The organism is Zongyangia acetica, from assembly GCF_038739695.1.
In the GTDB taxonomy this organism is placed as follows: Bacteria; Bacillota; Clostridia; order Oscillospirales; family Ruminococcaceae; genus Zongyangia; species Zongyangia gallinarum.
The window spans coordinates 1-12,085 of record NZ_JBBEWN010000016.1; the positions used below are offsets into that span (position 1 = coordinate 1).

At 46.0% G+C, this 12,085-nt stretch carries 14 protein-coding genes and 2 pseudogenes; 4 read left to right on the plus strand and 12 right to left on the minus strand.

What is annotated here, in order from left to right:
- Nucleotides 1-314 (minus strand): helix-turn-helix domain-containing protein (locus tag WGC32_RS12790; RefSeq protein WP_342682423.1); only part of this gene is annotated, 314 nt, incomplete at its 3' end.
- A gap of 137 nt (nt 315-451) precedes the next feature.
- Here WGC32_RS12790 and WGC32_RS12795 point away from each other — a divergent pair.
- Together WGC32_RS12795 and WGC32_RS12800 are read left to right on the plus strand one after the other, a co-directional pair.
- The gene (locus WGC32_RS12795; protein WP_342682425.1) at nt 452-580 is read left to right on the plus strand and encodes a hypothetical protein; all 129 of its coding nucleotides are present in this window, start codon (nt 452-454) and stop codon (nt 578-580) included.
- Between the two features lie 163 nt (nt 581-743).
- Nucleotides 744-953 carry a helix-turn-helix domain-containing protein gene (locus WGC32_RS12800; RefSeq protein WP_342682427.1) on the plus strand — a complete coding sequence of 70 codons (210 nt, stop codon included), beginning with the start codon at nt 744-746 and terminating at the stop codon, nt 951-953.
- A gap of 18 nt (nt 954-971) precedes the next feature.
- Here the strand turns inward: WGC32_RS12800 and WGC32_RS12805 are convergent, their stop codons facing one another.
- The gene (locus WGC32_RS12805; protein ID WP_342682429.1) at nt 972-1,190 is read right to left on the minus strand and encodes a hypothetical protein; all 219 of its coding nucleotides are present in this window, start codon (nt 1,188-1,190) and stop codon (nt 972-974) included.
- 105 nt (nt 1,191-1,295) lie between these two features.
- The gene (locus WGC32_RS12810) at nt 1,296-1,736 is read right to left on the minus strand and encodes a DUF1492 domain-containing protein (RefSeq protein WP_342682430.1); all 441 of its coding nucleotides are present in this window, start codon (nt 1,734-1,736) and stop codon (nt 1,296-1,298) included.
- A 120-nt stretch (nt 1,737-1,856) separates the two neighbouring features.
- On the opposite strand from WGC32_RS12810, the pseudogene WGC32_RS12815 reads away from it, so the two are divergent.
- Together WGC32_RS12815 and WGC32_RS12820 are read left to right on the plus strand one after the other, a co-directional pair.
- Nucleotides 1,857-2,459: pseudogene (locus tag WGC32_RS12815) on the plus strand (type IV secretory system conjugative DNA transfer family protein); the annotation flags it as partial.
- Nucleotides 2,456-2,713, plus strand: coding sequence for a helix-turn-helix domain-containing protein (locus tag WGC32_RS12820; RefSeq protein WP_342682431.1), 258 nt, complete (start codon nt 2,456-2,458; stop codon nt 2,711-2,713). The pseudogene WGC32_RS12815 and the gene WGC32_RS12820, both read left to right, overlap by 4 nt.
- 199 nt (nt 2,714-2,912) lie before the next feature.
- Here the strand turns inward: WGC32_RS12820 and WGC32_RS12825 are convergent, their stop codons facing one another.
- The 9 genes and pseudogenes from WGC32_RS12825 to WGC32_RS12865 form a co-directional block, all read right to left on the minus strand.
- Nucleotides 2,913-3,329 (minus strand): winged helix-turn-helix domain-containing protein, encoded by a 417-nt coding sequence (locus WGC32_RS12825; RefSeq protein ID WP_342682432.1) that lies wholly within the window; start codon nt 3,327-3,329, stop codon nt 2,913-2,915.
- Entirely contained in the window at nt 3,326-3,721 is a 396-nt protein-coding gene (locus WGC32_RS12830) for a metal-dependent transcriptional regulator (protein WP_342682434.1), read from the minus strand. Before WGC32_RS12830 ends, WGC32_RS12825 begins: the two co-directional genes overlap by 4 nt.
- Before the next feature lie 14 nt (nt 3,722-3,735).
- A complete protein-coding gene (locus WGC32_RS12835; protein WP_342682435.1) occupies nt 3,736-5,202 on the minus strand; it encodes an ABC transporter ATP-binding protein in 1,467 nt (488 codons plus the stop codon).
- Nucleotides 5,203-5,204: 2 nt separating this feature from the next.
- On the minus strand, nt 5,205-5,978 hold the full coding sequence (locus WGC32_RS12840) for an energy-coupling factor transporter transmembrane component T family protein (protein WP_342682436.1): 774 nt from the start codon (nt 5,976-5,978) through the stop codon (nt 5,205-5,207).
- Nucleotides 5,979-6,082: 104 nt separating this feature from the next.
- Entirely contained in the window at nt 6,083-6,688 is a 606-nt protein-coding gene (locus WGC32_RS12845) for an MptD family putative ECF transporter S component (RefSeq protein ID WP_342682438.1), read from the minus strand.
- Nucleotides 6,689-6,821: 133 nt separating this feature from the next.
- A complete protein-coding gene (locus tag WGC32_RS12850) occupies nt 6,822-7,817 on the minus strand; it encodes a helix-turn-helix domain-containing protein (RefSeq protein WP_204884442.1) in 996 nt (331 codons plus the stop codon).
- 175 nt (nt 7,818-7,992) lie between these two features.
- Nucleotides 7,993-9,771 (minus strand): annotated as a pseudogene (locus tag WGC32_RS12855) (ABC transporter ATP-binding protein).
- Complete coding sequence (locus tag WGC32_RS12860; RefSeq protein ID WP_342682441.1) at nt 9,740-11,533, minus strand: ABC transporter ATP-binding protein; 1,794 nt, start codon at nt 11,531-11,533, stop codon at nt 9,740-9,742. The pseudogene WGC32_RS12855 and the gene WGC32_RS12860 overlap by 32 nt, the downstream one beginning before the upstream one ends.
- Before the next feature lie 154 nt (nt 11,534-11,687).
- Nucleotides 11,688-12,071, minus strand: a complete 384-nt coding sequence (locus tag WGC32_RS12865; protein WP_342682443.1) for a hypothetical protein — start codon at nt 12,069-12,071, stop codon at nt 11,688-11,690.
- Between the last annotated feature and the right edge of the window lie 14 nt (nt 12,072-12,085).

Here is a 12,085-nt window from a genome sequence, read left to right on the forward strand (position 1 = left end):
CTCGTATCTTCATAGCCTGGCTTATCCCTCCACTTATCAGGGCGTCTGTTTTTCAGCCAGTATATTTGAGCGGTGGTGTCTCCTTTGAGCGCATTTTTGAGCAGAGCATTTTCCACCGCATAGTCCACAACCTCTTTTCCCTTTTTTAGGGACTCCGAAATCTCCGAATATCTCTTTTTCCACTCATAAAACGTAGAGCTAGAAATTCCGCATCGAGCAGCGACCTGTTCATCTTTTAGGCCATCTCTTGCCCATCCTTCCAGCAGCAAAAGGCCTTCTTCGGTCAGCCAATATTCATATTTTCCTTTGGCCATAATCACCACCTCTCAAACAAAAAGGGCCAACACCGATTCGTGCTGACCCTTAAAATATTTTTGAAAAGCTCTAGAAAATCTATTGACATTATCACTATATCGTGATATAATATAGACAATGAAAGGAGGTGATAGACATGGGAAATAAAAAAGATAGCAATGACAAGCAAGTCGCTAAACTCGCGCTTGTCACCGCTATCGTCACCCTGATCAGCTCGATACTTACATTCTTCACAACGCTTATATCGTGGCTGACAGGCAAATAGAGATTGGGGCGCAAGCCCCTTTCTCGATTTGATTATATCATAATATTTTTCCCGTGTCCAAATATGTTCCTTACCATTTGTCAGATCGTACTATCGCTTATATCTATTGTTTTATCTGTATGCACCATCATTCTATGTGTGCGTATCTTGCGGAGGAATCGCCATGACCAATAAGAAAAATCCGTTCGATGGGCTCTTGTCGTTTGCGGAAGCTACATCGTTATGGGGATTGAATGAAAGCACACTCAGAAAAGCTGTCGTGTATGGAAAACTAGTTCCAGACGTCGATTGTAAAAAATTTGGGAAACAATGGGTTGTTACTAAAGAAGCAATGATCCGAGAATATGGAGAACCAAAGGCCGGGGAGGAATAACCCCGGCTTTCTTTTTGGCTAAAGCTTCGTGTTTCCCTCTTTCCACCTCAGCATCTGGCATAGGGACCACCTCAAGTCCCCTTCCTCCCGGCTCAGTATCATGAATCTTCTCCATAAAGCGGGATCTCTTTCCCACGGGTCTTTCTTCGGCAGTTTTGCCTGTAATTCTTCCCGGCGGGCTATCACCTGACCAAGGGATTCTTGATATTCTTTGATTAGCTTATCTATATCCTGCATGGGTCACCTCTGGTTTCTGAGCATAACGAAGCGCCCACCGGTATTTCCAGCAGGCGCCCGTGAAAAGGAGGATGTTGAGGGTGAGAACAGTTTTTTGTACTTGCTCTAGTTTAATGTTATCATACTTTTTATGTGGCTTTCTATGGTCAATCTCGTTAAAGCCCTTCCATGGAGTCGTAAAGTCCAACGGTAATCATAGTTCATTTTTACCGCAATTTGTTCCCATGTCATGCCGTCTATGTACCGGTACTGCAATAATAATTGCAGTGTCTTATCCTCCACCGTTGTAATGGCAGCCTCCATCTCTTTTCTCCGTTTTACTGCCGCATCAATCTTTCCATTGAGTCTTTCCTCCAGCTCGCATATCCTATCTACCGCCAGCTGTAGCCGGTCTCCTTGGTTTCCTCCCTTAGGCATGCCGCTAACCGAAGATGTGATCTTTTCTGCTCGGGACTTCAGGCGTTGTAGTTCTTCCATGTCTCGCTCGATGTCTTGGTCTAATTTCCTGTATTCCAGCAGCCACTTTTTCTTGTCTTTGTTGGTCACTCCATCACCCTCCTAACGGTATGCGTTCCTGAGATTATATTTTCCCCGGATGTACCTGCTTTCCTCTGAACTCAAACCATCAATTCGCTTCTTTGCCCTCTCCGACTCCGACATATCCTGCCCCTGTTCTCCGCAGGCCGTTCCCGCCGGCTGACGCTGGTGCCCATCATCCAGTCCTTAGCGCAGCTCGAAAAAAACTACGGAAAAGAGGGCTGCGAGATCATTCAGGACAACTGCCAGGACACCATCTTCGGCGGCTTCGCCCCCAACAGCCAGACTGCGGAGGTACTGTCCAAAGCCCTGGGCAGCCGCACCGTCCTCTCCGGCTCGGTGAGCCGGGGCAAGAACGATCCCAGCCAGAGCCTCCAGATGATGGAGCGTGCCCTGCTGACGCCCGACGAGCTGAAATCCATTCCCAAGGGCAGCTTCATTGTCATGAAAACCGGCACACATCCTATGCGAACCCGGCTCCAGCTTTTCCTCAATTGGGGCATCACCTTCGGGGAGCCGTATGTGGTGCCGGAGAGAGCCAACCGAGCAGTGGCCTATGCCAACCGGGTGGATCTGGAGCGGAATCTCCCGCAGCTCAGTGAACCGGAGGAGATGGATGAAAGCCGCGGCTATGCGGTATCCAGCCGGGGCGGCATCGCCCATACCCCGGCCCAGGAGAGAGCTGTAAAGCGAGAGAAGCAGATGAAGACATTCGGAGAGGAGGAACGATGAGTTACTTCGGAACGATTTACGCCGACACCGAGCTGCCCTCCAGAGCAATGGCGGTCTATATGTACCTGCGGGACCGCTCGGATGCCGAGGGAAAGTGCTGGCCGGGCATCAAGACCATTGCCTCGGATATGAAGCTGTCCCGCTCCACGGTCAAGCGGGCGCTGCACGATCTGGAGCAGCACGGCTATCTCCAAAAAGATTCCCGGCACAGGCCGAATGGGAGCAGCACCTCCAACCTCTATACCGTGAAATAAAAGAGAGAGTGGTTTGTACCAAAATGTAGTACAAACCACTCTCTGAATGAATGGTAATTTCAAAATCTTCCGCCAAGGGAGAACTGCACCCATTCGCTGGACCCAGGGGCGGTCCATTGTGAACCACCCAGAAGGACTCACTCTATCAGAGATTTAGGTCAGAGAAAAGACATCCATGCGAAAGAAAATAGTGGTGGAATTACGGTTCATCGACATCCAGACAGTATCCGACTTCCCGCACGGAGCGAATGTAGAACGGGGCATCTGGATTAGCCCGATACAGCTTCTCGCGCAGGTTGCAGATATGAAATCCTATCGTATTGTTTTCGTTTCCTGTGGTGAAATCGCCCCAGACCTGTTCGTAAATCTGTGCGTAGGTCAGCACACGGCCTTTATTGGTGGCCAGCAGCAGGAGAATCCGATATTCTTTTGCGGTAAGCTGAATCTCCTGTCGATCCCGAAAAACCTTTCGTCTGCTTGGAAAAATCTCAAGACCGGGGAGCGATACCATCGGTTCCTCGTCAACCTCGATTTTCTCTATCTCAGGGTAGTTTTTGAGGATAGACAGAATCTGCTCCAAAACTTCCGTATCTCTTTCGTGCAGCTCCAGAATCATGACTCGTCCGATGATATCACCGCTTTCTCACTCAGTTTACGAGCTGCTTTCAGTCGCTCAAAGGTTTCCTTGCTGATTACATGCTCAATCCGGCAGGCATCCCGCTCGGCGATAACAAGATCGACGCCAGCTGCCACAAGCATCTCTGTAAAAAAGCGATGCTTTTCGTAGGTATCCTCGGCAACCTCACGGCCGAGATCAGTCAGGTGCAGGAAGTGATCTACATCAATGAGTAGGAAGCCGCCCTTTTTTAGTGTAGCCACCGCATGACACACACTGGGCTTGGATACCTCCATGTGTCGGGCAACATCTACGGAGCGCACCGTGCCCATCTTCTTATGGAGAACCAGAATGGCCTCCAAGTAATCTTCGCCCGATGCATGAATCTCCATTGTTCGCACCACCATTACATAAAATATTTTTTCGATAGAGCTTTCAGAGTTTCCGACGAAAGCCTATGATTTTGAATGGCCCCGTGATCGTCTAACTGAACCACCTCCGTGCAGGTGCGGACGATAAATTCAAAGTCATGGGATACCACAAAAACAATTACCCCGGAATTTGAAAGCTGCTCAATCAGATTGCTGACACGCACCATCGAATCATAATCCAAACCACTGGTAGGCTCATCAAAGTAGATTACCGGACTGCCCTTTACGATTGCCGCACCAATGGTTACACGCTGTTTTTGGCCGCCCGAAAGAGAGGCTGGATGACGCTCACGGTATTCTGAAAGCTCCAAAGCCTCCAATGTAGCTTCTACTTTTTCTCTACAATCTTCATTCATTCCCAGGGACAATTCTTCTTCCACACTGCTGGCAAAGAGCTGATAATCTGTATCCTGCATAACAAGATAAGAAAGAGACCGCCTTTGCCGGGGAGTAAGGTTCTTCCCATCAAAGCTGACTTCTCCATGCCGCTGCTTTAACAGGCCGGTAAGGATAGATAAGATAGTCGTTTTTCCAGCCCCGTTGTGCCCCAGGATGCCAATCACATCACCTGCATGAGCTTCAAAACTGACATTGTGAAACACATCTGGCCCCTTCTTATAGGAAAATCCCAAATCATGTACTTCCATCCGGTGTGTGCCATTATGCGGGCGCTGCTTTCCCTGATAATGCTCCGCATCACGCTCCGGGTATGCTGTCCGCAAGCCGTAAGAAATGCGTATTTCATCAGACAGTGAGCAAAATTGCTCTCTCGAAAACTCACGCTCAACTTTACCTTCCTGAATAAGAAAAACTCTGTCAATCAGATCGCGCAGATAGTAAAAGCGGTGTTCTACCACAAAAATAGTGTATCCGGCACATTTGAGTTTTCCCATAATTTCGGCAAGCCGCTTGGTAGCGGCATAATCCAAATTTGCAGATGGCTCATCGAAAATATAGACTTTCGGGGAAAGCGCATACACAGAACCGATTGCAATCTGTTGCTTTTCACCACTGGATAAAGCAAAAATGCTTCGATTCAAATAGTCCACCAGTTCCAGTTCTTTTGCAGATTTTGCAATGCGACTGATGGTTTCCTCACGGGTAAGCCCAAGATTTTCACAACCGAAAGCTAATTCCCTCGTTGTATCTGTCATAAAGAACTGGGAACGGGGGTCCTGGAATACAGTTCCTACCTGTCCGGCCAACTCGGAGGGCTTCATGTCTAACAGAGACTGACCATCCATGAGCAAGTCTCCTTTGATTTCGCCAGGATAAAAGTGCGGAATAAGACCATTGAGGGAGCGGATCAGCGTCGTTTTTCCGCAGCCGCTTCTTCCTGTCAGAAGGATAAACTCGCCGGTCTGTACGGTCATATCAATACCACAGAGAGTAAAATCCTGGCTTTCTTCATAACGAAAGCTAAAATTCTGAAATGAGATCATCGTCATACCCTCCACAAAATGATTTCCCCGATTTGAGTTTGATCGATAAGAAGCAAACCAGCCAAAAAGAGGACACCCAGCAGAGATACCACGATTTCCGGCCATGCAAAACGGATCGGCCTCAGCGCGTACCGCTTGCATTCCAGCTCTAATCCGCGTGTTGTGCCGGACGCTGCCAGTTCGTCCGTGACCTTCAGACACCGCATCAGCAGCGGTATCAGAATATACTCTATCGTTGCCAGCGGATGGGATAGCCGTTTCCAGAGAGTATCGCTGATACCCCGAATATCCATCGTGCTGCGGATTTGCCGGTATTCAATTCGTAAAGTAGGAACATAACGGAATATTACTACCAGGGGAATGGTGACAGCTTGAGGAAAGCGCATCCGTTGGAAGGCTACAATCAGATCGTCCATGTATGTTGTTCGCAGAACCCATAATCCTACCATTATGACTGGGATAAGTTTTAGAGCCGCAACGCCAATGATACTGGTAAGCATAAGTAATATTGGAACTTGAACATATCTCAATAAGGCGTTAAGGTACGCAACTATTATGTAGATTATATTCATCTTTACAGCCCATCCCAGACCACTTCCTGCAGCGATAAATAGGCCATAGGCCAGTACAAGCATAAAACTGACAAGTTCCCCACCCAAAAAGTAGCTGACACATCCAATACCAATTAAAAGCAGAAGTTTGCATCGTGGGTCCAAAAGTGCAGTTCCTTGAAAGGCTCTCTGTTTAATGATTTGTTTGATTTGTGGTTCTTCCATTTTGTTGCCTCCAATAAATCAAAATGCGGAGCTGTTATCAGCCCCGCATTTGAAACCAAACAGCCCTCTTGCCTGCGCTTATCTGATGAAGTATAGGGGCTGTATCAATTATTTACAGATACCAGTCCAGCCTTAACAAAGTGTTTATTCAGAAGTTTTTGACCGATAATAGATCCAACCAATCCTCCCAGCAGGCCTCCTGCAACAATAACAAAAAGCATAGGCGTTGAAGTGATTTTCAGCATTCCATCTATGTAATCTTGTGCAATATTATTTTTCTCCATCGCTCCAACAAACGCACTCTGCAAAAACTTGATGGGGCAGATTGCGCCGAACGCATAAATACCACAGTACAGTGTGTAAGCGACGGTCATGGTTCTGCGTGTAATCTCCTTACGAGCCATAAACAGGAAGTCACAAAGCAGACTGCCTGCCACCACGGCAATGGGGATAAACCAAAATGCGCCTACAAGCAAAAAGAGAACAGCTTGAATCACGCCGCTAATAGTAAACACACCTTTTTTCGGAACCTTTGCTAAAAGCAGCATCATCACGATTCCATTTACAACAGGTACAATAGATGGATAGAATACATTGGTGACAGGCCCAGCAAAGCTTAAAATCCCACTGAGAAGCATGCAGATGAACCACATGAGGGCAGTAAGAACACCGATGAGAATAAAGTCTTTTGCATGTAACCTTTGCTGCATACTTTATCTCCTCCTTCCGTATAATAAAAATGTCGTGCAGTTAGAATACGCTAACTACACGACATAGAATACCAATTACCTTGTACTTAAACAACCCAAAAGCAATCCGTTTCCACCCAAAAACTACCCAACTTTATTTTTGGGGGCCGCACAAATAGGTCTGCCTGTAATTTTTGGGGACAACGCCATACTTTTTTTTGAAGGCTGCTGCAAAATTACTTGGTTTCCCATATCCTACCATAGTAGCTATTTCACTCACATTCCAATCTCCGTCTAAAAGTAACCGTGCCGCCTGTATCAAGCGTTGGTCGATGATATACTGATGAATAGACATCCCGTAAAACGAAGAAAACCCTTTAGACAGCTTTGGTACACTCAAATGAACTATGCGGGATAGTTCTTCGCAGGAAGGGGCAAATGCAAGCTGTTCATCAATCACCTGTTTTGCTTCCAAAATAGCGGTTCTCTCTGTCCGGGACAAAGAAGTCTCTTTCCCCATCAGAATATCTACTTCAAGAATTTCTCCCAAATAGACCGACAACAGCTCCAGCACTTTTCCATCCAGATACAGATATCCTAATCCACCACGATACTGAGAAAAATTACTCGTCTCAGACAAGAGTTGCTCCAGCATGGGAGTAACCGAAACCTTTGAAATACCGCTTAAAAGCTTCTTTCTATAGGCAGTAAGTTCTTGGCCGTCAAAATAGTCTGTCAGCAGATCCATAAAATAGTTTACTGGTATTTTAATGCTCTTAAAAAAGAAATCTCCGTTTTTGGGATAGCAGATTGATTCTGTTTCTCCTTGACCGACATAGAAACAGGATTCTTTTTTATGCATGACAACAGAACGGTGTTCCTTCATGTTTTCCCATGAAACGCCATCCTGCAAGCAAAAAATAATTTGCACATACTCCTTTCTGACAGGACCTTTTACACTTAAATCATTGTCGGCCTGGTAACTCATCTTCCAATCAGAAAGAATGATCCCGTGCTTTATTTGCGTTTGTGTGATTCTGCCTCTACCCAATTCGGGCGGAATATCCATAGACATTGTTTGAGGAGTATTGAATGTTATATCATGATAAAGCTTATAAAGCGTATTAAGATATTGATTGCCGCGAGACAATTAGCCCACCCCCTTTTTTCATAGTCGGTTAGTTTTTGCTAACTTATAATACCGTATTTTTGTGCAAAGGTCAACCGAAAACAATCAATGTGATTATCCGCAAATATTGTCTTGGCATATTATAAATATCGGGTGCAGAGAGATTCCCTGCACCCGATGCTGATAACTTGAAAATCTATGCCAATTTCCATTGAGCACTTGCACTGCGTTTGGCCCAGAACTCCTTGTATGGGCCGTTTTGTTTCAAAAGTTCCTCGTGACTGCCTGCTTCCGTAATACGACCTGCTTGATCCAGCACAATGATTTCATCTGTCATTCGGATCGTTTCAAGTTTGTGTGCAACAACAACCAAAGTAGAATTCTTTCTGAGAACTTCTATGGATCGAACAATATTTGCTTCGTTTTCAGCGTCCAGTGCCGATGTTGCTTCATCCAATAAGACGATCGGTGCATGTTTTAACAGTGCACGCGCAATAGAGACGCGCTGGCGCTCACCGCCCGAAAGTGAACGCCCGCCTTCACCGCAAATGGTATCCCATCCATCAGGGAGCCGCTGTACAATCTCAGTTACTCCGGCAAGATCCGCGACGGCATGTAGTTACTGATCCGTTGCATCTGGCTTTGCAATAAGTATATTGTTCTTTAAGCTATCATTGAATAGATAAACATCCTGAAACACAAAAGATATCTGACGAAACAAATCTTCTGTTGTATAATCTCGTAAAGCTATATTGCCAATATGGATTGTTCCTTCATCCACATCATAAAAACGAGCAATCAATTTAATAATCGTTGTTTTTCCGCATCCAGAAGGCCCGACTACGGCAAACATTTTATGCGCAGGGACTGTGAAGCTGATGTCTTGTATCACCGGTTTATCCTTCGTATAGGAGAAGGACACACAGTTTAATGTGATATCAGCATTTTTAGGTTGACCTTTTGTCTTTGCAACGACGGACATCTCAGGGGCACCCATAACTTCATCCAGACTATTCAGCATTTGACGACGGTCTTCCATTCCGAAAAGAGAAGAAGCAATATCATTTAAGAGAGTGGTAAATCGTAGAGTAACACCAATCATTACGACGGTCTCTAATGCTTCGATATCTCCCGCAACACCTAAAAGGCTGATAAATGTAATCATCCCTGCAACAAGCATCTGCACACCCATACCGGAAAGAACCTGCCCCAGAGCACTCCACCATAACCCGCGAACAGATTGCCTTTTGCTGTTTACAAAACTGCTTTTCAATTCTTCGTAATCTGCACCGGTATGGCAGGCGCGTAAAGCTCCCTGGCAGTGATAGAATTCCACTACACGAGAGGCAATTTCTTGTTCCGCCGCATCCTCCAGACTGTTTCCTTTTCCCACACAGACCTGCGAAATTTTCATGAGCAGGAAAAGGACTGGAATCGCAAGCGTTAACAAGATACCAAGTTGCCAATTCCAAAACCATATAGCAATGCAAAAAACTATGACAGCCGACACATTTTTAACCAGCTGCCCAATAAAGAAGGCAGCAGTCTGTCCGGTTGAAAGCATCTCCTGGGTTACCATACGGGAAAGTCTCCCTGCGCTATCTGCCTGGAACCAGCCCAATGGTAAGCGTGCTACCTTATTGCCAACGATTTTTTGCACATTCTTCATAAAGCCTAAGCCGGCAGCATAACTGAGCTTTGTCCCCCAAAAAGAAAAAACAGAAGCGAGAAGAGCCACACTTGCAAGTACAATTACCCAGTCCCTAAAAGACAGACCCCACTGCGGATTCATCGTTTGCAAAGCCATGGCAGCCGGCATCATTATGCCAAGTGCCAACCCGATCAAAATTCCTGAGAGAATACAAAGGCCGGTTCCCTTTTGGTGCATTTTTCTATCATCATTAACCATATACCGATGAAACCTTGGCAAAAGCCGCTTTGACTTATTCATGATTTTCCTCTCCCTCCTTATCATCAGGGAAACCGCCTTGTCTCAGTAGAGCCTGATAGTGCGGATGATGCAGCAGTTCTTGGTGCGTTCCAACTGCAACGATGTTCCCGTTCTCCATCACCGCGATTTGATCTGCACCTAAAATAGCATTTAGGCGGTGTGCAATGACCAAAACTGTTCGGTTTTGAATCAATGTGCTGAGAGCTTTTTGAATTTCCAATTCAGAATCCGGATCAGCAAAGGCCGTAGCTTCGTCCATGATTAAGATCGGTGCATCTGCTAAAATCGCACGTGCAATACTGATCCTTTGACTTTCGCCTCCCGAAAGCAAACAATCCGTTCCCAATACACTATCATATCCCTTTGGCAGAGACATAATATAGTCATCGATTTGGGCCACTTTTGCCGCCCTGCGCACATCATCCATTGTTGCATCCGGTTTTGCAAGCGATATATTGCGTCGGATACTGGCGTTCATAAGCATAGGATCTTGAAGCACAAAAGCAATATTGTTATAGAGCGTTTGCGAGGAAATATCTCTTAAATCAACACCGCCCAAACAAATGGAACCGCTTTGTGGATCGTCGAATCGCGCGATGAGAGTAGCAAGGGTAGACTTGCCAGATCCGGAGGGACCAATCAAAGCCGTAATGGTATTTGGCTTCAGAGTAAGGGTGACATCATTTAATGCTCGGGTGTCTCCGTATGAATATGTAACATTCTGAACCTGTACCGTAAGACCATTGGGCTGTTTTGGAGAGTTTGTCTCAGGGATGACAGGAGTGTCCATGATGTTGCAAAGACGGACTGCGGCGGCTCCTGCCATCTGATAAGACCATGTTGTATTTGCAACAGAGCTGATTGCTACCGGTAATACAATTGCAATCAGCGTACAAGCCAGAACCTGAGGAAGACTTGCAAAACCGGCTACAAAGAGCAATGCCCCTCCACCGAGATTTATAAGCAAAAGCAATGGAACTGAAATAAGTTCTCCCGCCACAGAGCAAAGCCCAATCAACGGTGCACACCACTCCCAATAGGCCTGGGAAAAATCTTTTGTAGCTTCTTGATAGTTCTGATGGGCTTCTCCTGTCTTTCCAAAAGCCTTTACCACTTTAATGCCTGCTACCAGTTCAATCATACTGGAAGAAACCTTAGCCAGATGCCGGTTCATTTCCGCAGTCTTGGGGCCCATATCTTTCATGGATAGTCCTTGTAGAAAGAAATACAGCGGGATGGTTGCAACACCAACCAGGGCCAGCCGCCAGTTTACCACAAACATAAAAACAAGCAGCACCAGCGGCGACAAAACGCCATTGAGCACATCAACCGGCGCATGGGCCACTACTGTATGAACCGTCTTCGTATCGTCCTGCACTGCATTTCGAATTTTGCCGGAATCCGTTTGGCTAAACCATGCCAGCGGGACACGACTTAAACGACTTACAATTTGTTGACGTATGACAAAACGCAACTTCATATCTGCAAAGTGTGTGATAATTAATGACAATGCATGGAAAAACAATCTTGAAAGGAATGCCATGATCAGCAGTTCAACAACTTCATGTACTTGCTCCGCACGGAGCTGTTCTCCTGCCATTTGAACCGACAAAAAAATATCGCCTAACCACACTAAGGCTAAATAAGGGACAAAAGCCAATAGCGCCGAAAAAATTGTCAATACCTGAGCTATTGTCACCCATACTTTTATTGGCTTGGACAGACGTTTCATCGCAGTTTGCCCAGCCTGATTATTTTGGTGGTCTTGTTCCTTTACTACAGACATAGGATTACCTCCTCGCTTTTCAAATGCAACTTGTACAGTTAACTTAGGCTAATCATATAACACATATAGATTAGCAATTCTTTTTATCTGTTCCAACCCAAAATATACCTTCTTTAGCCCAAAAATTCTAAAACCATTTACAAATCGGTCAATTTCACTTTCTTCTATCTCTCAACCTACGACTTGTGGTACAAATCATAGTAGAAATTGTGAAAAGTATGGAATACTCCACTTTGGATTCCATGGTCTGCGTCAAAAAGCTGTCAGGATTCTTCGCAGCGTTTTCCGCGTTTCTTTTGTCCTTTTTCTTCAACACTCTTGTGACAAGGCCGGGGCAGCGACTAAGCAGCCCGCCTGCCAGCAGGCGCAGAAGGAGGGGCGTCCAATCAAAATGAGTGGTCGCCAGCAGTCCCCAGCCGTTGGTGGAGAGGCCGTATTTCTTGCCTACCACACCGACAGCCACAAAGAACATGCAGCCGGTCAGATTCTTGGTGCCGCTGCTGCTGTCCCCTCCGATAAAGGAAAAGTGCTCCAGCATTTCCCGCTCAAAAT

What these genes read in the sequence shown, in the direction of transcription:
- WGC32_RS12795 (WP_342682425.1), top strand. Translation starts at nt 452, where the DNA reads ATGGGAAATAAAAAAGATAGCAATGACAAGCAAGTCGCTAAACTCGCG.
- WGC32_RS12830 (WP_342682434.1), bottom strand. Translation starts at nt 3,721, where the DNA reads ATGGAGATTCATGCATCGGGCGAAGATTACTTGGAGGCCATTCTGGTT.
- WGC32_RS12835 (WP_342682435.1), bottom strand. Translation starts at nt 5,202, where the DNA reads ATGATCTCATTTCAGAATTTTAGCTTTCGTTATGAAGAAAGCCAGGAT.
- WGC32_RS12805 (WP_342682429.1), bottom strand. Translation starts at nt 1,190, where the DNA reads ATGCAGGATATAGATAAGCTAATCAAAGAATATCAAGAATCCCTTGGT.
- WGC32_RS12840 (WP_342682436.1), bottom strand. Translation starts at nt 5,978, where the DNA reads ATGGAAGAACCACAAATCAAACAAATCATTAAACAGAGAGCCTTTCAA.
- WGC32_RS12820 (WP_342682431.1), top strand. Translation starts at nt 2,456, where the DNA reads ATGAGTTACTTCGGAACGATTTACGCCGACACCGAGCTGCCCTCCAGA.
- WGC32_RS12860 (WP_342682441.1), bottom strand. Translation starts at nt 11,533, where the DNA reads ATGTCTGTAGTAAAGGAACAAGACCACCAAAATAATCAGGCTGGGCAA.
- WGC32_RS12825 (WP_342682432.1), bottom strand. Translation starts at nt 3,329, where the DNA reads ATGATTCTGGAGCTGCACGAAAGAGATACGGAAGTTTTGGAGCAGATT.
- WGC32_RS12800 (WP_342682427.1), top strand. Translation starts at nt 744, where the DNA reads ATGACCAATAAGAAAAATCCGTTCGATGGGCTCTTGTCGTTTGCGGAA.
- WGC32_RS12865 (WP_342682443.1), bottom strand. Translation starts at nt 12,071, where the DNA reads ATGCTGGAGCACTTTTCCTTTATCGGAGGGGACAGCAGCAGCGGCACC.
- WGC32_RS12845 (WP_342682438.1), bottom strand. Translation starts at nt 6,688, where the DNA reads ATGCAGCAAAGGTTACATGCAAAAGACTTTATTCTCATCGGTGTTCTT.